This is a genomic window from Curtobacterium sp. 179-B 9B NHS (assembly GCF_045370965.1).
GTDB lineage: Bacteria > Actinomycetota > Actinomycetes > Actinomycetales > Microbacteriaceae > Curtobacterium.
The window spans coordinates 34,562-54,000 of the sequence record NZ_JBIQDQ010000003.1 but is presented as its reverse complement, the minus strand read 5'-3'; the positions used below and the strand labels follow the sequence as shown (position 1 = coordinate 54,000).

General features: G+C 67.2%; 24 protein-coding genes. 16 read left to right on the top strand and 8 right to left on the bottom strand.

Annotation, left to right across the window (positions count from 1 at the left end):
* Positions 1-9: 9 nt before the first annotated feature.
* The 3 genes from ACH0A8_RS03870 (at position 10) to ACH0A8_RS03860 (ending at position 1,521) form a co-directional block, all read left to right on the top strand.
* Positions 10-405 (top strand): low molecular weight phosphatase family protein, encoded by a 396-nt coding sequence (locus tag ACH0A8_RS03870; RefSeq protein WP_251160811.1) that lies wholly within the window; start codon positions 10-12, stop codon positions 403-405.
* Between the two features lie 29 nt (positions 406-434).
* The gene (locus ACH0A8_RS03865) at positions 435-923 is read left to right on the top strand and encodes a GNAT family N-acetyltransferase (RefSeq protein ID WP_251160810.1); all 489 of its coding nucleotides are present in this window, start codon (positions 435-437) and stop codon (positions 921-923) included.
* Between the two features lie 370 nt (positions 924-1,293).
* A complete protein-coding gene (locus tag ACH0A8_RS03860) occupies positions 1,294-1,521 on the top strand; it encodes a hypothetical protein (RefSeq protein ID WP_251160809.1) in 228 nt (75 codons plus the stop codon).
* Positions 1,522-1,639: 118 nt separating this feature from the next.
* Here the strand turns inward: ACH0A8_RS03860 and ACH0A8_RS03855 are convergent, their stop codons facing one another.
* The 4 genes from ACH0A8_RS03855 to ACH0A8_RS03840 all read right to left on the bottom strand — a co-directional run bounded on the left by ACH0A8_RS03855 (position 1,640) and on the right by ACH0A8_RS03840 (position 4,244).
* Positions 1,640-2,536 (bottom strand): IS5 family transposase, encoded by an 897-nt coding sequence (locus ACH0A8_RS03855; protein WP_374109597.1) that lies wholly within the window; start codon positions 2,534-2,536, stop codon positions 1,640-1,642.
* Positions 2,499-2,888, bottom strand: a complete 390-nt coding sequence (locus ACH0A8_RS03850) for an IS5 family transposase (RefSeq protein WP_007929259.1) — start codon at positions 2,886-2,888, stop codon at positions 2,499-2,501. The genes ACH0A8_RS03855 and ACH0A8_RS03850 overlap by 38 nt, the downstream gene beginning before the upstream one ends.
* Positions 2,889-3,210: 322 nt before the next feature.
* A complete protein-coding gene (locus ACH0A8_RS03845; RefSeq protein ID WP_251160808.1) occupies positions 3,211-3,894 on the bottom strand; it encodes a cation diffusion facilitator family transporter in 684 nt (227 codons plus the stop codon).
* On the bottom strand, positions 3,891-4,244 hold the full coding sequence (locus ACH0A8_RS03840; RefSeq protein WP_251155657.1) for a helix-turn-helix transcriptional regulator: 354 nt from the start codon (positions 4,242-4,244) through the stop codon (positions 3,891-3,893). The genes ACH0A8_RS03845 and ACH0A8_RS03840 overlap by 4 nt, the downstream gene beginning before the upstream one ends.
* 106 nt (positions 4,245-4,350) lie before the next feature.
* On the opposite strand from ACH0A8_RS03840, the gene ACH0A8_RS03835 reads away from it, so the two are divergent.
* The 12 genes from ACH0A8_RS03835 to ACH0A8_RS03780 all read left to right on the top strand — a co-directional run bounded on the left by ACH0A8_RS03835 (position 4,351) and on the right by ACH0A8_RS03780 (position 14,871).
* Entirely contained in the window at positions 4,351-4,713 is a 363-nt protein-coding gene (locus ACH0A8_RS03835; RefSeq protein ID WP_251155656.1) for a metalloregulator ArsR/SmtB family transcription factor, read from the top strand.
* Complete coding sequence (locus tag ACH0A8_RS03830) at positions 4,710-5,636, top strand: cation diffusion facilitator family transporter (RefSeq protein WP_175325098.1); 927 nt, start codon at positions 4,710-4,712, stop codon at positions 5,634-5,636. Before ACH0A8_RS03835 ends, ACH0A8_RS03830 begins: the two co-directional genes overlap by 4 nt.
* Positions 5,637-5,746: 110 nt before the next feature.
* Entirely contained in the window at positions 5,747-7,711 is a 1,965-nt protein-coding gene (locus tag ACH0A8_RS03825) for a cytochrome c oxidase assembly protein (protein WP_251155655.1), read from the top strand.
* Between the two features lie 151 nt (positions 7,712-7,862).
* On the top strand, positions 7,863-8,279 hold the full coding sequence (locus tag ACH0A8_RS03820; protein ID WP_175325097.1) for a hypothetical protein: 417 nt from the start codon (positions 7,863-7,865) through the stop codon (positions 8,277-8,279).
* Between the two features lie 531 nt (positions 8,280-8,810).
* A complete protein-coding gene (locus ACH0A8_RS03815; RefSeq protein ID WP_175325096.1) occupies positions 8,811-9,260 on the top strand; it encodes a M23 family metallopeptidase in 450 nt (149 codons plus the stop codon).
* A gap of 12 nt (positions 9,261-9,272) precedes the next feature.
* Positions 9,273-9,869, top strand: coding sequence for a copper resistance CopC family protein (locus ACH0A8_RS03810; protein WP_175325095.1), 597 nt, complete (start codon positions 9,273-9,275; stop codon positions 9,867-9,869).
* A 23-nt stretch (positions 9,870-9,892) separates the two neighbouring features.
* Positions 9,893-11,125 (top strand): M23 family metallopeptidase, encoded by a 1,233-nt coding sequence (locus ACH0A8_RS03805; RefSeq protein ID WP_251155654.1) that lies wholly within the window; start codon positions 9,893-9,895, stop codon positions 11,123-11,125.
* A gap of 15 nt (positions 11,126-11,140) precedes the next feature.
* Positions 11,141-11,818, top strand: a complete 678-nt coding sequence (locus ACH0A8_RS03800) for a thioredoxin domain-containing protein (RefSeq protein WP_175325093.1) — start codon at positions 11,141-11,143, stop codon at positions 11,816-11,818.
* 23 nt (positions 11,819-11,841) lie between these two features.
* A complete protein-coding gene (locus ACH0A8_RS03795) occupies positions 11,842-12,432 on the top strand; it encodes a TlpA disulfide reductase family protein (protein ID WP_251155653.1) in 591 nt (196 codons plus the stop codon).
* The gene (locus ACH0A8_RS03790; RefSeq protein WP_175325091.1) at positions 12,429-13,013 is read left to right on the top strand and encodes a signal peptidase II; all 585 of its coding nucleotides are present in this window, start codon (positions 12,429-12,431) and stop codon (positions 13,011-13,013) included. The genes ACH0A8_RS03795 and ACH0A8_RS03790 overlap by 4 nt, the downstream gene beginning before the upstream one ends.
* 40 nt (positions 13,014-13,053) lie before the next feature.
* Entirely contained in the window at positions 13,054-13,782 is a 729-nt protein-coding gene (locus ACH0A8_RS03785) for a cytochrome c biogenesis CcdA family protein (RefSeq protein ID WP_175325090.1), read from the top strand.
* 165 nt (positions 13,783-13,947) lie between these two features.
* Positions 13,948-14,871 carry a cytochrome c oxidase assembly protein gene (locus ACH0A8_RS03780; RefSeq protein ID WP_251160807.1) on the top strand — a complete coding sequence of 308 codons (924 nt, stop codon included), beginning with the start codon at positions 13,948-13,950 and terminating at the stop codon, positions 14,869-14,871.
* 78 nt (positions 14,872-14,949) lie between these two features.
* On the opposite strand, the gene ACH0A8_RS03775 is transcribed toward ACH0A8_RS03780, so the two are convergent.
* The 3 genes from ACH0A8_RS03775 to ACH0A8_RS03765 form a co-directional block, all read right to left on the bottom strand.
* Positions 14,950-15,663, bottom strand: a complete 714-nt coding sequence (locus ACH0A8_RS03775) for a M23 family metallopeptidase (protein ID WP_175325088.1) — start codon at positions 15,661-15,663, stop codon at positions 14,950-14,952.
* Between the two features lie 385 nt (positions 15,664-16,048).
* Positions 16,049-16,645 (bottom strand): DUF305 domain-containing protein, encoded by a 597-nt coding sequence (locus tag ACH0A8_RS03770; RefSeq protein WP_251155651.1) that lies wholly within the window; start codon positions 16,643-16,645, stop codon positions 16,049-16,051.
* A gap of 107 nt (positions 16,646-16,752) precedes the next feature.
* Entirely contained in the window at positions 16,753-17,205 is a 453-nt protein-coding gene (locus ACH0A8_RS03765) for a hypothetical protein (protein ID WP_251155650.1), read from the bottom strand.
* Between the two features lie 228 nt (positions 17,206-17,433).
* On the opposite strand from ACH0A8_RS03765, the gene ACH0A8_RS03760 reads away from it, so the two are divergent.
* Positions 17,434-17,910 (top strand): DUF4396 domain-containing protein, encoded by a 477-nt coding sequence (locus ACH0A8_RS03760; RefSeq protein WP_251155649.1) that lies wholly within the window; start codon positions 17,434-17,436, stop codon positions 17,908-17,910.
* A gap of 34 nt (positions 17,911-17,944) precedes the next feature.
* Here ACH0A8_RS03760 and ACH0A8_RS03755 read toward each other — a convergent pair whose 3' ends face one another.
* Positions 17,945-19,129: a permease gene (locus ACH0A8_RS03755; RefSeq protein ID WP_251155648.1), complete on the bottom strand. Its 1,185-nt coding sequence runs from the start codon at positions 19,127-19,129 to the stop codon at positions 17,945-17,947.
* Positions 19,130-19,439 lie beyond the last annotated feature (310 nt).

Below are 19,439 nucleotides of genomic sequence, written 5' to 3'. Positions count from 1 at the left end.
GGACCCCACATGACCGACAAGCCCACCGTGCTGTTCATCTGCAAGCACAACGCCGGCCGCTCCCAACTCGGCGCAGCCCTCCTCGAACTCGCCGCCGACGACCGCTACACCGCCACCTCCGCCGGCATCGCCCCCGCCGACGAGGTGAACCCGTCGATCGCCGCGACCGTCGCGGAACTCGGCCTTGACATCAGGGACCGCACCCCGCGGAAGGTCACGCCAGAACTGCTGGATCAGGCCGACGTCGTCGTGCTTATGAAGCCCGGCCTCGACCTTCCCACGACGCCCCGCGGGACGGTGTTGCAATGGTCGTTCCCGGACCCGGACTCCTGGTCCCCCGACGACGTCCGCCCCATGCGCGACGCCGTCGCCGCCCGCATCCAGGACGAGCTCCTGCACCCATGACGGGCAGCACCCCGGTCACCGTTCGGCCGATGACCGCCGCCGACTGGCCAGACGTGGAGGCGATCTACCGGGACGGCATCGCCACCGGCAACGCGACGTTCGAGGCCGAACCGCCGACCTGGGAGGCATTTGACGCTGGCAAGCTGCCCGAGCACCGGTTCGTCGCCGTCGACGGCGACGAGGTCCTCGGCTGGGTGGCGGTCTCCCCGACCTCCACGCGGCCGGTGTACCGGGGCGTCGTCGAGCACTCCGTCTACGTCGCCGCCGCAGCGCGCGGCCGCGGCGTCGGACACCTGCTCCTCAACGCGCTGATCACGTCAACCGAAGCAGCTGGCATCTGGACGATCCAGTCCGGGATCTTCCCCGAAAACACCGCCTCCCGAACCCTCCACGGCCAACACGGGTTCCGCGAACTCGGCACCCGCGAACGCATCGGCCTCATGACGTTCGGGCCGTGGGCCGGGCAGTGGCGCGACAACGTCCTCGTCGAACACCGAAGCCGGCACGTCGGCTCCTGAGCGGGAGCGGCACGCTCCAATCCGCATGCTTGCAGGTACGTTCCAGAACCTGCTATGCTGAGGCACGCGTCATTAGTGCGCGCAAAAAGCCGGTCCATTGGACTGGCTTTCGTCATGTCCGGCCCGAACCGTAGGCTGGAACCGCTCGAGACGACTCTGCCCTCAGCGCAGCTCCCGAACACCACGAACAGGCCGGACCCGTCAGGGCCGGCCTTTTCTATGCCCTCAACGCGCGAGCGCACAGCAAGCCGACCGCTCCGCGCATAGAGGCATTACGCGCCCACCGGGCGCTCGCGTCCGCTACCGACGCTCTGGACCCCCCGCTCACGACGAGCGGGCTGGCCACACGGCCAAACCCGAAGGAGGCAACATGCCCATCACCGACACCATGGTGGACATGCTGACGGCCTTCGGCGGCACCATCCTGACCGTCGTCATCACGGTCGTCCTCGCCGTGCTCGGCTTCCTTCTGCGCAAGCAGGTCGTGGAGCTGGTCAAGCACATCGTGGACGTCGTCGACGATCGCACGCTGGCCAGAGACCCCGAGCGGGCACGCATCGTCGCAGAACTGCGACGAGCCCGCCTTGGGAAGAAGTAGCCGCCGAAAAAACGCCAACCCTCATTCGGGAAGGAGAGCTCTACCTTGACTTGTATCGATAGGGGTGCCTCATGTGAGATTGCAAGCACCAATGGCCCGTCTTCCTAGGGCGTGTTGATCAAGAAGGTGCGGGGTGGCCAGCCGCCGCGAGTTGCGCGGGAGAATGGGCGTATGAAGATCCAGGTGCTGCATATCGAGGATTGCCCGAATTGGCAGGAGGCGGGCGATCGAGTACGGCTGGTGCTCGACTCGATCGGACGGGGCGATGTTCCGGTGGAGTTCGTGTTGATCCGCACCGAGGCTGAGGCGGTGAGCTCTGGTTTCGCGGGCTCGCCCACGATTCTTCTGGACGGTCAGGACTTGTTCCCGTCCCAGGGGAACACTGCCGACTTGGCGTGCAGGGTCTATCTGACCGAGCGCGGCTTTGCGGGTGCGCCGACGGTGGGACAGCTTGAGCGCACGCTGCAGGAGCGCGAAGCGCTCGGCGGAGATCGGTCTTGATCCAGATCAGCGCCGCGGCGAGGCTGACGGCGGCTCGGTAGTTGCGGGCGAGTTTGTCCGAGCGCATCGCGATGCCGCGCCACTGCTTGAGACGGTTGAAGCAGCGTTCTACGACGTTGCGTCCCTTGTAGCGTTCCTTCTGCTTGTCGCCGAAAGCGATCGGCCGGCCCGGCTTCTTGCGGCGGTGCGCGATCTGGTCGTCCCGCTCGGGGATGGTCGCCGCGATCCTCCGGTCGCGGAGCCAGGCGCGGTTCGCCCTTGAGGGGTACCCCTTGTCGGCGAGCACCCGGTCGGGGCGGGTGCGGGGGCGGCCCTTCCCGTCGCGGGGAACGCGGATGTTCTCCAGCACCGCGCTCATCATCGTGGTGTCGTTGATGTTCCCGGCGGTGATCATCATGCTCAGCGGCCGGCCGCGGCCGTCGCAGACCAGGTGCAGTTTGGTCGTCAGCCCGCCGCGGGAGCGTCCGATCCCGTGATCAGGCGGCTCGGACCACGGATTCTTGTGATTCGGCACAGCCCCCTGTGTCCCGGGCGAGGGTCGCGCCGTGCTGATGCACGCGCGCGATCGTGGAGTCGATCGAGACGACCCAGTCGATTTCCCCAGCGGCGTCGGCCTGCTTCTGCACCTCGGTGAGCAGCTTCTGCCAGGTGCCGTCCCCGGCCCACCGGTTGAACCGCTTGTAGATCGAGTTCCACTTCCCGAACCGTTCCGGAACGTCACGCCACGGCGCACCGGTCCGGTACTTCCACGCCATCCCCTCGATAGCGAGCCGGTGATCCGTCCACGGCCGCGACCGACCGGTCACCGTCGGCATCAACGGCTCCATCACGGCCCACACCTCGTCAGAGATCTCCTGTCGCGTCACCGTTCAAGACTCACCCACCGAGGAGCGGAACCTCTTGATCAACACGCCCTAGCCAGATGGGCCGCGGGACGGTCTGCCGAGACCCCTACAGACCGAGCAGGCGACATGCACCCACCCGCCGCTCGACGTCATCGAGACTGTCGTATCGGAACCGGAGCCCCGAGCGGAGCATGCACACCTGGCACTGTTCCGGCAGCGCCTCGACGTCCGCGACGGGCTCTCGATCGTCCGCAGACCAGAGCCGGTACCCGTCCGCGATGGCCTCGAACTCGAACCAGTCGAGCAGGAACCGCTCCCCGCGCTGCACAAGGAGCCCAGCCCGTCAGCAGCAGTCGCAGGTGTCGACGTCGCGCTCACCGGTCAGCGCCGACACCGGCTGCTTACACGCGTCGCCGCGCCAGGCCTCCAACCCCTCCCGGACCGCGAAGACCACCACGACCAGCCCCGCCACCGGGTCAGCCCAAGTCCACCCGAACAGCGTGTTCAGCAGTAGGCCAACCAGGACCGCGGCGGACAGGTAGCTGCACACGAGGGTCTGCTTCGAGTCAGCGATAGCGGACGCGGAGCCGAGTTCCTTCCCGGTGCGCCGTTCCAGCAAGCTGAGGAACGGCATCACCGCGAGGCTCACCGCGGCGAGGACGATGCCAACGGTGCTGTGCTCTGGCTCGCGAAGCCCGGCGAAGGTGAGGCCGGCGTCGACGGTGACGTACAGCGCGAGGCCGAAGAACGACACCGCGATGACCTTCAACGCGGTGCGCTCGCGCGCTTCCGGGTCGCGGCCGGCGAACTGCCACGCGACCGCTGCAGCGGAGAGCACTTCCACGATGGAGTCGAGACCGAACCCGATCAGCGCTGTGGAGGACGCCACCGTGCCGGCGGCGATCGCGATCATGGCTTCGATCACGTTGTAGGTGATCGTCGCGGCGACGATCCACCGCACCCGTCGCTGCAACAGCGTCCGACGCGCGGCGGTCAGGGGCGCACCAAGCTGCATCGCGGCGCTCATGCGCCGGCTCCGCAGCACAGCGGGACGTCGCAGTCCTCGTCCGTACACTCGGCGCCGTCATCGACGGCGAGAACGACGTCGACCAGTGCGCCCAGCGCTCGCGTGAGGTGCGGGTCCGCGATCTCGTACCGGGTGCTGCGCCCCTCCGGGACGGCGACGACGATGCCGCAGCCGCGGAGACACGCAAGGTGGTTCGACACGTTCGTGCGGGTCAACTGCAGCTCGTCCGCCAGGCGTGCCGGGTAGCCGGGTTCGTCCAGCAGCCGAAGCAGGATCCGGGCTCGGGACGGATCGGCCAGGGCACGTCCGAGACGGGTCATCACGTCAAGCCGCGAAGCAATGGTCAGCATGCGGTGACTATACAGTCTCCAATGACGTGTAGCTGGTAGTTGTCGACTACAGAAACCGACGGACACGGCGTTGCCGTCTGCCTGCTCGCCATGCAAGGATATTCGCATGAGCGAATATTCGAACGTGGGACTGTCGGAGTTTGACGATGCTCACGTCGAGATTGCGGCCGAGATCTTCTCGATGCTCGCTGATCCCACCCGGATTCGCCTGATCCTGGCGTTGCGGGAGGACGAGTTGTCGGTGAACCATCTCGCGGCGACGGTCGACCGGTCGCAGGCGGCGGTGTCTCAACACCTGGCGAAGCTGCGGATGGCGCGGATGGTGACCACCCGGCAGGAGGGCAATCGCGTGTTCTACCGGCTGGCGAACGACCACGCGAACAAGCTCGTGCACGACGCCATCTTCCAAGCCGAGCACACGGTCGGCGACGTGGTGCGACACCACCACAGTGCGGAGCACGACGCATGAGCACCGGACATGACCACGCCGCGGACGCGCACGCGCACGCAGTGAATCGCAAGCGCCTCGCAATCGCGTTTTCGATCACGGCGACGATCCTTGTCGCGGAAGTGGTCGGCGCGATCCTGACCAACAGCCTCGCCTTGTTGGTCGATGCGGCACACATGCTCACCGACGCCGGCGGCCTCGCGACCGCGTTGATCGCAGCGAACCTCGCACGCCGACCGGCCACAGCGAAGCGCACGTGGGGGTTCGCTCGCGCGGAAGTGCTGTCTGCGACCGCGCAGGCTGCGGTGCTGCTGGCGGTGGGTCTGTTCGTGCTGATCGAGGGTGTTCAGCGGTTGTTCGCGCCGCCGGAGATCGCTTCGGCGGGGCTGCTGACGTTTGGTGTGATCGGCCTGGTCGGCAACATCGCGTCGATCCTGGTCCTGGTCAGCGGACGAAACGCGAACTTCAATCTTCGGGCGGCGTTCCTCGAGGTCGTCAATGACGCGCTCGGGTCCGTCGCGGTCATCGTCGCCGCGCTCGTCATCACGGTCACCGGATGGGGTGGCGCGGATGCGATTGCGGGGTTGCTGATTGGCGTTCTGATCCTTCCGCGGGCCTTCAAGCTGCTTCGTGAGACAGTGAGCGTGCTGCTTGAGACCACCCCGTCGGGTCTGGACCTCGACGCGGTGCGGCAGCACCTCCTGGAACGGGACCGCGTCGTGGATGTGCACGACTTGCACGCCAGCCAGATCGCGACCGGACTGCCCGTGCTGACGGCGCACGTCATCGTCGACCGCGACTCCTTCACAGACGGTTCACTGCCGGCGCTTCTGGATGAGCTGCAGACCTGTGTCGCCGAGCATTTCGAGGTCAGCGTCGAGCACTCGACATTCCAGCTCGAACCTGCCGGTCACACGCAGCACGAGCACACCCCACACACCTGATCGGACTCCATGCCCCGCACCGACCACCGCACCCAAACCCGCGCAGGCAGGTGGCTTCGGTGACCGCTCCCACAGCCCCTCAGCAGCTCAGCCGACAGGGTGCCAATACGGTGACGGTGCTGACCGTCGCCGTGCCCGTTGCCCTTGGCTGCGCGCTGCTCGGCCTGACGATGACCGGCGCGCTGAACGAGGAAACGCAGCTCGTCGACGCCGGCAGCCTCGTCCGTTGGGGCATGCCCGTCGCACGAGTCCTACATGACGCGATGGCGGCCGTCACTGTTGGGCTGTTGATCGTGGCCGCGTTCGCGTTGCCGGCCCGCCGCACCGACCACGGCGCTGTCTCCAGCGTCCAACACCGTGCTGCCCGGTGGGCGGCAACATCGGGAGCAGTCTGGTTCCTCGCCGCTGTCGCGGGCATCGTGTTCACCGGCGCGAACACAATTGGCGCTCCCATCGGCAGCGCCGTGTTCAACCGGATCTTCCCGGAGTTCTTGTTCCGCCTGGAGGCAGGCCAGGTGTACCTGGTGTCCGCCATCGCGGCGCTGATTGCAACAGTCCTCGCCGCCTTCGCGACTCGCGTAACGACCCTCGCTGTCGCGACCGTTGCTGCGCTCTTCGCGCTGCTGCCACTATCTCTCTCCGGTCACGCCGCGGGTTCCCTGGAACACGCCAACGCCGTGAACTCCCTGGCGATTCACCTCGTCGGGGTGTGCGTATGGGTCGGGGGGCTCGTCGCGGTGCTGCTGCTGCGGACCCGCACCAAGGGTGCCACCGGCCGGGTCATCGCCCGCTACTCGGCCCTTGCCGGGTGGGCGTTCGGCGCGGTCGCGTTCTCCGGCGTTGTGAACGCTTCGCTCCGTCTCACCGGCCCGCTGGACCTGGTCACCACCTCCTACGGGTGGCTGATTACCGTGAAAGCTGGAGCTCTGGTGCTCCTCGGCGTTGCTGGTGCGGTCCAACGACGAAAAATCGTCCCGGGGCTGCTGCGCGAGCCCACGAACCGACGGCTGTTCGTCCGGTTCGCGTTAGCGGAAATCGTGTTCATGGCGATCGCCATCGGCGCATCCGTGGCCGTATCTCGCAGCCAGCCGCCGATCCCACAGGCCCCTACAGTTGGCGCGGACACGCGCGACGGGCTGATCGGGTACACGTACCCGGATCCGCAGACGCTTCAACGGTTTCTCACCGCATGGCACTGGGACTGGGTGTGGACCGCCCTCGCCGTGACCGGGATCGTCTGGTATCTCCTGGCCGTCCGGAAACTACGGCAGCGCGGCGATCGGTGGCCGATCGGTCGCACGATCAGCTGGGTGCTCGGCTGCGCGGTGTTCATCTGGACGATGAACGGCGGCCCCGCCGTGTACGGCATGATCCACTTCTCCAGCCACATGATCCAGCACATGCTGCTGATGATGTTCGTCCCGTTGCCGCTGGTCCTTGGCGGTCCAGTTCTCCTTGCCCTCCGGACCCTGCCGATCCGCAACGACGGCTCCCGTGGCGCCCGCGAGTGGCTGCTGCTGTTCGTGCACTCGAAGTGGATGCAGTTCCTCGCCCAACCCGCCGTCGCCGGTGTCATCTTCGCCGGCTCGCTGGTCGCGTTCTACTTCACAGGTGCGTTCCAAGCGTCGATGCAGTCCCATGAATGGCACGTCGCGATGGTGCTGCACTTCGTGCTCAGCGGGTACCTGTTCTTCTGGGTCTTCGTCGGAATCGACCCCGGCCCCCGCCGGCCGCCGTACCCGATCCTGATCATCGCGTTGCTGGCGACGCTGGCGTTCCACGCGTTCTTCGGCGTCGCGGTGATGAGCAGCGCAACCGTGTACGCGCTCGACTGGTTCCGTGCTCTCGGACAGACCGACACCGCAGCGCTCCTGGCGGACCAACGCACCGGCGGCGGGATCGCCTGGGGAGCGGGTGAGTTGCCGATGGTGTTCGTCGCGCTCCTCGTCGTCCGGAACTGGCGACGCTCGGAAGAGCGCACCGCGAAACGCCTCGACCGGCAAGCTGACCGGGACGGCGACGCAGACCTGACCGCCTACAACGACCGGCTCGCCGCCCTCAACGACCGTGACTAGCCCAACAGCAGCACGACCCGCCACTGGCGCCGGTTTGCAGTGCTCTCCCATCCGGATCCCCGACAATCAGCGCGGCGGCAACACGCCACCATCCAGTCTGTGCGGCGCGAACGCGTCCTGCACACTGGATGAAGCCGCGCACGGCCCCCACATGATCATGACGACACTTCGCCACGACCTCCCGCTCCGGCTGCTTCGAGCAGTCACCGCGGTCGTTGCTGCCGTCTTGCTGCTGCTGGGTGCGCTAACACTGCAGAACCTCGCCAGCCACACCGACGAAGCAATCCCGACGCTCACCGGCGCCGTCGCATCTGCCCTCGACACAGCCGAAGTCGACCCGGCGGCGACGCATGTGGATGCGGAGCATGGTGCCGCGAGCATCTTCTGCGCCCTGCTCGGGTTGGCGGCGATGGTCGTTGGCGCGGTCGCCGCGCTGGCAGCGATCACCTCGCCGCGGCGGTCGCTGTTCACCCTGTCGCAGATGCTCGCCCGTGTGGCCATGGTGCCGCGGCGTATGGCAGCACCATCAGCGGTATCGCTGACGGTGCTCTCGATCGCGCGCGTCTGATCACTCTTCCAGACGACCCTGCGCTGCGGGGCCGTCAGTTGCGTCCTGCCCGCACCTCACCGGAAGACCTTTCGACGCGTGAATACTCCCGCACCCACCCCTGCCAACTCCGAACGTCCCTTGGCTCCACTGACCCGCCGTGAAGCCCTTGCCGCTGAGCGCCTCGAAACCCGTTCGCGCCCCGTCACCCGCAGACGGGTGACTGCAGGAACCGGTGGTCGCAGCACCCCTCGCCGGACTGTGACGCCGCCGGCTCCAGTCGCAACGTCCGCTGGTCGGGCGCGTCCCGTCCCGTCAGCTGCAGCCGCGACGGCGGCAGCGGCAGCGGTGGTGCTATTCGCGTCCGCAGCCCTCCCGGGCCCGACTGCGGTCGCGGCCACACCCGGGATGCCACTAGCAACTGCGGCGCCCGCGCAGACACTGACCGTCGCAGCCGCAGCACTCGACCCGAACCTCACCCGCGACAGCTTCACGGTCTCCGCCCCTGCACCGGCCCCCGCGACGTCGGCAGGCTCGTCAGGAATACCGGCAGTGGGGGCGTCGACCGGCGGTGGGGACGTGCAGTGGCCGTTCCCCGGCCCGGTGCCGATGAGCTCCGGGTTCGGGTACCGGATCGCCCCATGCGCAACCTGCTCAAGCGCCCACCAGGGGCTGGATTTGACGCCTGGTATGGGGACGCCGATCGGTGCCGTCGCTGCCGGCACCGTGCGCGTCGCCGGCCGACATTCGGAATTCGGCCAGTACGCGATCATCGACCACCGCATCAACGGTCGACTGGTTTCCACCCTCTACGCACACATGATCGTCGGCTCCTCGCCGCTGCGGGTCGGGCAGACCGTGGCCGCAGGCGACCGGGTCGGTCTCGTCGGTTCCTCCGGCCGGAGCACCGGCGCGCACCTGCACCTCGAAGTGCACCAGGACGGCACCACGCCCATCAATCCGGACACGTGGCTTCGCGCCAACGCTGGCCGTGTCTTCTAGGAAAGGTTCCCCGTGCGTCTTCGCGCTCTGATCGCCACCGCAGTTCCCGTTGCGGTCCTCGCCGCTGTCCTCGTCACCGCAACCCCAGCCGCAGCCCACGACGCCCTCGCGTCCGCCAACCCAGCCGCCGACAGTACTGTCGCCGGGGACCTCGACCAGATCACCCTGACGTACTCAGAGCCGCCGCTCGCAGCGCTGGAGAGCGGCATCATCATCAGCGTCGTCGACCCGGACGATGAAGAAGTCACCACCGGCCAGATCACCGTGGACGGCAGCACCCTCACCAAGCCGATCACCATCACCACGCCCGGTTCCTACACCGTCACCTGGCGGAGCGTGTCTGTCGACGGTCACCCCATCTCCGGCAGCTACCAGTTCACCTCCACCGGCAGCACACCCTCCCCCACCCCATCCGCGTCAACCCCGCAGGAGACCCCCACTCCGACAGCTGCAGCGTCATCCGCGGCGACTCCTGCCGCCTCCGGCGCGGAATCGGCCCCGAGTAACAGCGCCGGAATCTGGGTCCTTGCCGGCCTGACCGCCCTCTTCATCGTGGCAATCGTCGGGATTCTTCTCCTCACTCGCCGCCGCCCGAAGGCACCCGAGTGATGCGCCGGCATGTCCTCGCCGCCGTGACTGCCCTCACTGTCGCCGTCGCCAGCTTTGTCATAGCCGTCCCCGCCGCCGCGGCGACCGCGCCGACATGGGCTGATGTGCTCGAGGCGCGGAAGAGTGAAGCGGCCGCGGAATCGAAAGCCGCGGAGATCACTGCCCTGGTGCAGCAGCTCGAAACCGCGACCGCCGCAGCGAAGCAGACTGCAGCAGCCCGCGGCAAGGAGCTGCAAACTGCGCAAGATGCAGCGGACACCGCAACCGGCAAGTACGACACCCTCACCAAGCAAGCCAGCACCGCCCGTTCAGAAGCAGCAGGCGCTGAGGAGCAGATCGCGGCGTGGTCGGCGTACCTGTCCCGGTCGGCCGGGCGTGACCTGACCGCATCGATCACCGCGGATAGTGACACCCTCCTCGAGCGGCTCGGCACCGCGTCAAAGGTGACCGACACCATGAACGCTGCGCTCGAGGACGCGGCAACCCGCGCCGGAACCGCGGAGGCGTTAACCAAGCAAGCAGCCGCCGCCCGCCGCGAACGGGACCGGTTGCAGCAGAAGGCAGCTGACACCTTCGCTGCCGCTACGGCAGCCGCCACAGAGGCTGCCGAGGCCGAGACGGCGCAACGATCCCGGAAGCAGGAACTCACCGACCAGCTTGCAGTCCTGCGGGACCACACGCTCAACACCGAGTCGGCGTACGCAGAAGCGGAACGGCGCCGCGTCGCAGCAGCCCGAGCGGAAGCTGCCCGGATCGCCGCAGCAGCAGCTGCGGCCCGCGCAGCACAGACCCCACCAAGCACTGCAGACTCAGCGGCTGCACCAGGCGGGAACCCAGGGGCCGCGTCGTCGTCCGGATGGACGAAACCGATCCGGTCGTACTCGTCGTACCAGGCCTACGGCAACCGCCTCCACCCAATTCTCAACTACTACCGGCTGCACGCCGGCGACGATTTCGGAGCCGCGTGCGGCACCGGCCTCTACGCCGTCGCTGCCGGCACCGTCACCTACGCGGGCCCCTATGGCGACTACGGCAACCTCATCACCATCGACCACGGCGGCGGCGTCACCAGCAACTACGCGCACATGTTCTCCTCGGGGGTGCTCGTGCGAGCTGGCCAGAAAGTCAGCGCCGGCCAGACCGTCGCCGCAGTCGGTAACGCCGGCCTGTCCACCGGCTGTCACCTCCACTTCGAGATCCGTCAGAACGGCACCCCCGTCCCCCCGACACCGTTCCTCAACGCGCGCGGCGCGTGATTGAAAGGCCAGCACATGACCAAAAGCGCCCGCATCGGCATCATCTCCGGCGTCATCGCCGGAGCGCTCGTCATCATCCTCATCGCCGTGTTCGTCATCCGGGCGAACATCGAAAACACCCGTGCTGGTACTCCAGCCAGCACGGCAGCGGCCACAGCTGAAGCGCTCACGCCGACGCACGTACTCGGCGAGGAAGGCGACGGAGCGATCACCGTCGTTGAGTTCCTCGACTTCGAATGCGAAGCGTGCGGTGCGTTCTACCCCTACGTCGAACAGCTCCGGAAGGACTACGCCGGCAAGATCACGTTCGGGTTCCGCTACTTCCCGCTCCCCGGACACGGCAACTCCCGCACCTCCGCAAGCGCAGTCGAAGCAGCAGCTCGCCAGAACCAGCTCGAGCCGATGTACCAGCGGATGTACGAGACGCAAGCCGAGTGGGGTGAGCGGGGCACCGACTCCCAGGCCGACCGGTTCCGCGGCTACGCCGAAGACCTCGGCCTCGACATGCGACAGTACGACCGCGACGTCGACAGCTCCAGCGTGCAGAAGCTCATCCAGGACGACGTCAACCTCGGCACCCAGCTCGGTGTGAGCAGCACCCCGACGTTCTTCATCAACGGCAAACCGGTCACGCTGCAGTCGTACACCGACCTGCAGGACGCCGTCGACGCAGCACTCGAGGAAGCCCAATGAGGCCCCGGCAAACCCGGATCATCGTGGCAACCGTTGTGCTCGCCGTCAGCAGCGCGCTCGTGCTCACCGGCTGCTCCTCCAACAGCGACACCAACACCGGTCTGAGCGCGCAATACCGTGACGGCGGCACGAAAAACTACGTCTCCGGGGACGGCACTGTCACCCAAGTGCCCACTGCGAACCGGAAAACCGTCATCGACTTCGACGAGGTCTCCTCGGACGGAGAACCGATGCGCTCCGCCGACCTTCAGGGCAAGGTCGTCGTGCTCAACTTCTGGTACGCCGCATGCCCGCCGTGCCGCGCGGAAGCGAAGCACCTCAATACCGTCTGGGATCGCTACCAGGACCAGAACGTGCAAATGATCGGCGTGAACGTCCGCGACGCGAAGGGCACAGCGGACGCCTTCGAACGGCGCTTCAACATCCCCTACCCCAGCGTGCTCGACAATGATCAGGCCCGGATGCAGTTGGCGCTCTCCGGTGAAGTAGCCCCGAACGCTGTCCCCACCACCATCGTGCTCGACACCAAGGGTCGCGTCGCCGCTCGCATCGTCGGCGCGATCGATGGACCCGGCACCTTGTCCACACTCATCGACGACGAGCTGCGCCGATGACGCAGCCCGCACCCGTCGGCGCTGACCGACAACGATCACGCTGGCGATCCCGGCGCACACTCATCGCGGTCATCGTCACCGGTACCGCCATCGCGGTCCTCGACCAGATCAGTAAGCAGTGGGCCCTCTGGCACCTCGACCCGCACCGGACGATCCCCCTCGTCGGAGAGCTGCTCGGCCTGCGGCTGGCCTTCAACACCGGGGCAGCGTTCTCCCTCGGTAGCGACACGACCTGGATCCTGTCGCTGGCCTCGACCGTTGTCGTCATCGGACTCCTCACCCGAACCGTCCTCGGCATCCCGCCGAAATACACCGCAGGAGTCGGCGTGCTGCTCGGCGGCGCCGTCGGCAACCTGTTAGACCGGCTCGCCCGCGGCGACCAATTCGGCAGCGGCGTCGTCGTCGACATGATCAACTACGCCAATCTGGCCATCGGCAACATCGCCGATATCGCCATCGCGGTCGGCGTCGGCCTCCTCGCCCTCACCTACGCACGCACCTCGCCGTCCAAACGCCGCCACCGCGGAGCTACCACCGCCACCACCAACGCGGCGACCTCGACGTCAGAGAAGCTGCGATGACCTCGCTCGACGCAGCCTGCCCACGTGAGGAGCTGGAACGATGAACTGGCAGGAAGCCGTCTTCAGCGGGCAGATGATTGCAGCGATCCCGATCGCGCTCTTCGCCGGCCTGATCTCCTTCGCATCCCCGTGCGTGCTGCCACTCGTGCCGGGCTACCTCGGCTACGTCACCGGATCCGTCGCCGCATCCACGACCAGACGCACCATCATCGGCGCGCTGCTGTTCGTCACCGGATTCGGCATAGTGTTCATCGCCTACGGTGCACTGTTCGGCGCCCTCGGTACTTGGCTCGTGCAATGGCAGGACCTCATCATCAGGCTCCTCGGCGTCATCGTCATCGTGATGGGAGCAGCCTTCATCGGGTTACTGCGCCCACTGCAGCGCACCGTCCGGACGTCCTGGCGGCCACCCACGGGACTCACCAGCGCACCGCTCCTCGGCGCGACCTTCGGTCTCGGCTGGACCCCGTGCTTCGGCCCCACCCTCGCCACCATCACCGCACTCAGCCTCGACGCGGGCACCGCGGGCCGGGGCGCACTCCTCGGCCTGGCCTACTGCCTCGGCCTCGGGATCCCGTTCGTCCTCATCGCAGCCGGACTGGGCTGGGCGAAGAACACCGTCCGGTTCCTACGCACCCACATCCGCGCGGTCAACATCATCGGCGGCGCGATCCTCATCCTCACCGGCGCGGCCATGGTCACCGGCGTATGGACACGCATCATGTACGCCATGCAAGCCCTCATCTCCGGAACCACGATGCCGATCTGAGACCAAGCCACGACGACCCAGTTCCCCCCGCTGAGTCGCCGACTCAACGCGATCAGCCGTCACCACCGCAGACGAGGAAACGATGCAACCGCCACTCACCGACAGCGTTCACCGAGAACGAGCTCGACGGAGCTGCCCGGTTGAACAGCAGGAGCGACTGTAACGATGCCCCGTCTCGATTCGAACGTCCTCTGGTCCTGGGCGACGGGACCGCTGTCGCCCGTAGCGGTCGTCGCTGTTCTCCTAGCGACGACCTACCTCGTCCTGTACGTCAACGCCCGGCGCGGACCGCGTGCCCCAGCTCTCGGTCGGGCCGTGGTGTTCATCCTCGGGTGCGCGGTCATGTTCACAGCGACGACAACCGGCCTCCAGACCTACAGCCGCGAGCTGCTCTCAGCGTTCATGTTCCAGCAGCTGACTCTGCTGCTGATCGTCCCGCCGCTGCTGATTCTCGGTTCCCCGGGAACGGTGCTCCTGCGAGGCATGCCGCGTCGCGGATTCGGCCGCCGTGTGCTCAGGCTGGCGGTCGGCGTTCTCCGATCCTCGTTCGCCCGGCTGATCCTGCATCCGCTGGCAGTCGTGCCGCTGCTCGTCGTGCCCCTCTTCGGGCTCTACCTCACCGGGGCAGCGGATGCGCTTCTCTCCACGGAAGCAGGTCGAATCGCGCTCCAACTGACGTTCGTGGCTCTTGGCACAGTGATCATGCTGCCGCTCGCAACCGTTGACCCACTTCCCCGGCGCACGTCGTACGTCATCCGCATCGTCGATGCGTTCGTCGAGATGCAGATCCATGCCGCATTCGGGCTCACCCTGATGTTCAGCAGCGCACCCCTTGTGGCGACATTCGCCTCGCCGAGCGCCGAGTTCGAGACCACCGCACTTCGCGATCAGCAACTCGCCGGAGGTCTGGTCTGGACGTACGGCGAGCTACCGGTCGCCATCATCCTGCTCGCCAGCATCATCCGTTGGCAGCGACAGGACTCCCGAAAAGCCGCTCGCGCCACTCGCGAAGCCGACCGGCATGGAGACACTGAGCTCGACAACTACAACGCCTACCTCCAAGGCCTCCGACAAGGCAGTGGGCGCTGACTCGCATTGTTATACGAGGGCGCCCCCTCCACCCGTCTTAATAGCCGATGGCTGGTTGGACACCGCTGGGGCTAGGTGCTACAGCGTGCGTCCGGCGTTGGCGGTGAGCCACGGGATCGGGTCGATGGGTGTGGTGCCGCCAGGCATGACCTGCAGGTGCAGGTGCGCACCGGTGCTCGCGCCGGTGTTGCCGACGAGGCCAACGAGTTGCCCGACGGCGACGGTGTCGCCTGGGCGAAGCGGCGAGGAGCCGAATATCATGTGCGCGTACAGGGTGGACACGAGGCGACCGTCGATCTGGTGGTCGATGATGACGTACTGCCCGTACTCGGGGTGCGTTGTCGACACTCGGACAGTGCCGGCAGCGACAGCTCCGATGGGGGTGCCGGCGCCGGGGGTGAGGTCCGCGCCCTGGTGAATCGACGAGCAGGTCGCGCATGGGGCGCTTCGCGGACCGAACGGTGAGCTGACGGTGATAGTTCCGGCGACAGGCCATCGGATGTCGCCGATTCCGGTGTTCACGATCGTGCCGCCCGTGGTCGTGGGAACGCTCTGTTTCGTCGAGGCCGGTGTGGCCCCCGTTGGCGCGGCCTGCGAGGCGGGTGCGGTCTTGGTGATCACGGGCTTCGGGGCCGGCTTGGTGATCGTGTACCCATCGCGGTCGACCGTGAGGGCCAGCCCGGACGCGGTGAAGCTCTGCCCGGCGGCGGCAGGAGCGACACTGGACACGACTGCGGCGGAGCCGGTCGTCGCCTGCGCGGGCAGCGCCGCGGCAGCGGTGAACAGCGCCATCGCGGCCGCGGCACCAGTGATCGGGACCGCGGCGAGAACGCGTGACCGCAGTGAGCGGACCGGTGTTGCGGGTGCAGCCGCGACGGTCGGTAGCGGCCGCAGCGCCGGCTGGGCAGCGGCAGTGATCGTCGCGGTTCGGGTGCGGCTGGCGGTCGGGGCTGAGGCGGAGCGTTCGGCGGCGAGGGCTTCGCGGCGCGTCCGGGGTGCGGGAATGGCGGGGGTCAGGGGATGCTGCTGAGGCACGGGCAGGCTCCAAGAGTGGTGGTGGCCGGCAGGCCGAAACGGGAGGGGTGACCCGAACGCAAGTCGAGCAGGGAGGAGAGGGCGGGCCGGTCGTGGGCCGCGGCAGGAAAGGGGGGAGCCCGCCGCGACCCACGCCGGGGCTTTAGAGGGACGCGAGCATGTCCTGCATCTGGGTGATCTGCTCGGTCTGGCTGGACACGATCGACTTCGCCATCGCGACGGCGTCGGTGTTCTTGCCCTTGTCGACTTCGGTCTTGGCCATGTCGACGGCGCCCTTGTGGTGCTGGATCATCTGCTCGAGGTAGAGCTTCCCGGCGTCCTTCGCGGACGCCTTGTCGAGGTCGGTCATGTCGGAGTCGGACATCATCCCGGACATGGAGTGCCCCATCCCGGAGTGCTCCGACTCGACCGGCTCGCCCCAACCCTTGAGCCAACCGGTGAGCTGGTTGATCTCCGGGGACTGCTCGGCCTTGATCTGCTTCGCGAGTCCAGCGACGTCGGTATCGACGCCCGAGCCCTTGGCGAGGAGCATGTCGCTCATCTCGACGGCCTGCTTGTGGTGCGGCAGCATCATCTGCGCGAACATCACGTCCTGGTCGTTGTGCGCCGACGCCGCCGACGTCGACGAGGACGACGAGCCCGCGTCGGAGCCGCTATTGCTGGTGGAGCAGCCTGCGAGGGTGAGGCCGAGGGTCAGCGCGGCAGCGATCGCGAGCGTGCGCGTGGTGGTGGTGTGCATGATCTTCCGTTCCCGTGAATGCGTCAGGCGTTCCGGGCAGGCGGACGCCTCCCGGTTCTGGGCATGCGGAGGCCACCCATCGGGGGTGGGATCCCGCTGGGGGCGGATCAGATGCGGATGATCTGCAACGCCGTCAGTGATGGCGGTTTCGGTGCCGCGATGCGGCGCGGCAGCCGGTCAGCCAGCGCGAGAAGCCGCGCGAGCAGGTAGAGGATGCCGCCGGTCCGTGCGCGCAGCAGCGCCCACGTGAACAGGGCGATCGTCAGCGCGCACGCCATCCCCATCAGCGAGCACATCAGCGCACACAGGCCGCTGTCGCAGCCCGCATCGGTGAGGACGGTCATCACCGCAGTCGCAGGAGCCGCGTGCTCGGTGTGGCCGGCGGCGACGTGGCTGTGCTCGGCGGTGGCTGCGGGAGCAGCCATCGGGTGCTCGTGGCCGGCGGTGTGCCCGGCCATCGTGTGCATCAGGACCGTGAACCCGACCAGCAGCAGCAACGCCAGCGTCGCCGTGGCCTGCAACAGCAGCCGGCGACGCGGGGAGGTGGCGGTGGTGAGCATCAGTCTTTCGAGCAGACGGGTCGGAGGAGCGCTTCTATGGTGCGGTACCCCGAACGGCGGCGGCAACCTGGTGTCCGGATTCACACCGAACCCGCCGCGACCGGCCGAACCGGGAACATCGCGTGGAGTTTCGCGTTACAGCGCATGGTACCCCCTAGGGGTATATGTGAACTGTTGGCGTCGACCGCGCCAGATCGGAGCAGCATGGACACGCACGAGCACCATCAGATGAGCGGAGACGAGCACGCCGGCCACAGCGGCGGGCACGGGGCGACGACGTGGTCGATGGCTGCGCAAGCGACGCTGCACTGCCTCACCGGCTGCGCGATCGGTGAGGTCCTCGGCATGGTCATCGGCACCGCTGCCGGCTTCCACAACGCCGGCACGATCGTCCTGTCAATCGTCCTCGCGTTCATCTTCGGCTACGCCCTCACCATGCGCGGCGTCATCAAGTCGGGTCTGAGCCTCGGCGCTGCGTTCAAGGTCGCTCTCGCCGCGGACACCGTGTCGATCGCGGTCATGGAGCTGATCGACAACACCGTCATCGTTGCGATCCCCGGCGCGATGGACGCGCAGCTCAGCGACTGGCTGTTCTGGACGGCGCTGCTGTTCTCCCTCGCGATCGCATTCGTGATCACCACGCCCGTGAACCGGTGGATGATCAGCCGCGGCCTCGGCCACGCCGTCGTCCACGGCCACCACTGACCGGTCCGCTAGTCAACTCGATCGCGGCGCGCGGTCAGGCGTGTGAGTGTTCGTGTGCGGGGTGGTCGTGGCCGCCGTCGTCGGGTGCGCCCTTCATCATCCGTAGCATCGACCAGGAGCCGCTGCGGATGAACACGGCCAGCAGGAACGACGCGATCAGCAGGAACACGATGTTGAGCCAGGTGGTGTAGTTCCAGCTGATAGAGGTCGCCACGATGCTCAGATGCCGGTTCGTAGGGATCAGGCCCAGCGGGGTGAACAGCAGTTCGACGGCGTAGCCGGCGAGGACCATCGCCCCGTAGAAGATCCCGGTGATCCGGAGGGCTGCCTTCCAGCCGTAGTACTTCCGGTAGATGACGATGATCGGGATGATGATCAGGTCCGCGAAGATGAAGCTGACCACCCCGCCGAAGCTGATCCCACCGTTCCACAACACCGCCGCGAGGGGCACGTTCCCCACGGAGCAGACGAAGCTCACCATCGCCAGCACCGGCCCGATGATCGGGTCGATGATGAACGCCAACGTCGGATGTCCCTCGAAGAAGACCGCCTGCAGCCAAGCCTTCGGCACCCAGGCATCGAACGCGCCGGCGATGAGCAGACCGATGATGATGTCGCGGAGCACGGACGCCCAGTCCATCACGAAGTACTGCGACACGCTCGTCAGCCCAGGCTTCGAGAACAACCGTCGCCAGAACCCCTGATCGCCCGGCACCGACATGTCCATCGCCGCGTGCCCCTCCATCGACCCAGCGAGCCCCTTGTCGGCCTGCTCACGGGCGGCGTCGAGGATCCTGCCGCGCATCCAGAGCCGGAAGCCGAGGGCGATGAGGATGATCATGATCGGCCCGCCGACAAACTCCGCGACCGTGAACTGCCACCCCATCACGAACGCCAGGATCAGCCCGAGCTCGACAACGAGGTTCGTCGACGCAACCTCGAACGCCATCGCGGCGCTCAGGCTCGCACCCTTCCGGAACAGGGCCCGCGCGAGCGCGACCGCGGCGTAGGAGCACGACGATGACAGGGCGCCAAGCCCGGTCGCGACACTGATCGCGCGTGGCGAGTCGTCGCGCATCAGCTTGGTGATCTGATCCGTACGGACGATCGCCTGGATGATGCCGGACAGGGTGAAGCCGAGCACGAGGGGCCAGAGGATCTCCCACCCCATCGAGCCAGCAGCCGCCAGCGCATCACCAACTCCTCGCAGCACGAACACGGGACCCTCCTTCGTCGGAATTCAACCTTGCTCCGCTGCAACGATCTCGGTATTGGCGCGAACGTGTGAAAGCACGCACGCGCAAGGCAGACGATGTCTCACTAGACGATCCCCAACCGGACACTTGGGCCCTCGGAGGCGGTCCGCGTCGGCTGTGAGCAGCTCCGCTCAGTGTCGCCCTTCAAGCTTCTTTCCCTGTCGTCCCGCGTCACGAAGCGGACCGGTTCTCGAGGTGCGGAAGATCGTCGGTGCGGGCATGGGGTGGTGGGTGCATACTGGTGGTGTCTTCGGACCCGGCAGTGGGGCTTGC

Coding starts and splice junctions, on each gene's coding strand:
- ACH0A8_RS03870 (WP_251160811.1), top strand. CDS start 10: ATGACCGACAAGCCCACCGTGCTGTTCATCTGCAAGCACAACGCCGGC.
- ACH0A8_RS03865 (WP_251160810.1), top strand. CDS start 435: ATGACCGCCGCCGACTGGCCAGACGTGGAGGCGATCTACCGGGACGGC.
- ACH0A8_RS03860 (WP_251160809.1), top strand. CDS start 1,294: ATGCCCATCACCGACACCATGGTGGACATGCTGACGGCCTTCGGCGGC.
- ACH0A8_RS03845 (WP_251160808.1), bottom strand. CDS start 3,894: ATGAGCGCCGCGATGCAGCTTGGTGCGCCCCTGACCGCCGCGCGTCGG.
- ACH0A8_RS03840 (WP_251155657.1), bottom strand. CDS start 4,244: ATGCTGACCATTGCTTCGCGGCTTGACGTGATGACCCGTCTCGGACGT.
- ACH0A8_RS03835 (WP_251155656.1), top strand. CDS start 4,351: ATGAGCGAATATTCGAACGTGGGACTGTCGGAGTTTGACGATGCTCAC.
- ACH0A8_RS03830 (WP_175325098.1), top strand. CDS start 4,710: ATGAGCACCGGACATGACCACGCCGCGGACGCGCACGCGCACGCAGTG.
- ACH0A8_RS03820 (WP_175325097.1), top strand. CDS start 7,863: ATGATCATGACGACACTTCGCCACGACCTCCCGCTCCGGCTGCTTCGA.
- ACH0A8_RS03800 (WP_175325093.1), top strand. CDS start 11,141: ATGACCAAAAGCGCCCGCATCGGCATCATCTCCGGCGTCATCGCCGGA.
- ACH0A8_RS03790 (WP_175325091.1), top strand. CDS start 12,429: ATGACGCAGCCCGCACCCGTCGGCGCTGACCGACAACGATCACGCTGG.
- ACH0A8_RS03785 (WP_175325090.1), top strand. CDS start 13,054: ATGAACTGGCAGGAAGCCGTCTTCAGCGGGCAGATGATTGCAGCGATC.
- ACH0A8_RS03780 (WP_251160807.1), top strand. CDS start 13,948: ATGCCCCGTCTCGATTCGAACGTCCTCTGGTCCTGGGCGACGGGACCG.
- ACH0A8_RS03775 (WP_175325088.1), bottom strand. CDS start 15,663: ATGGCGCTGTTCACCGCTGCCGCGGCGCTGCCCGCGCAGGCGACGACC.
- ACH0A8_RS03770 (WP_251155651.1), bottom strand. CDS start 16,645: ATGCACACCACCACCACGCGCACGCTCGCGATCGCTGCCGCGCTGACC.
- ACH0A8_RS03765 (WP_251155650.1), bottom strand. CDS start 17,205: ATGCTCACCACCGCCACCTCCCCGCGTCGCCGGCTGCTGTTGCAGGCC.
- ACH0A8_RS03760 (WP_251155649.1), top strand. CDS start 17,434: ATGAGCGGAGACGAGCACGCCGGCCACAGCGGCGGGCACGGGGCGACG.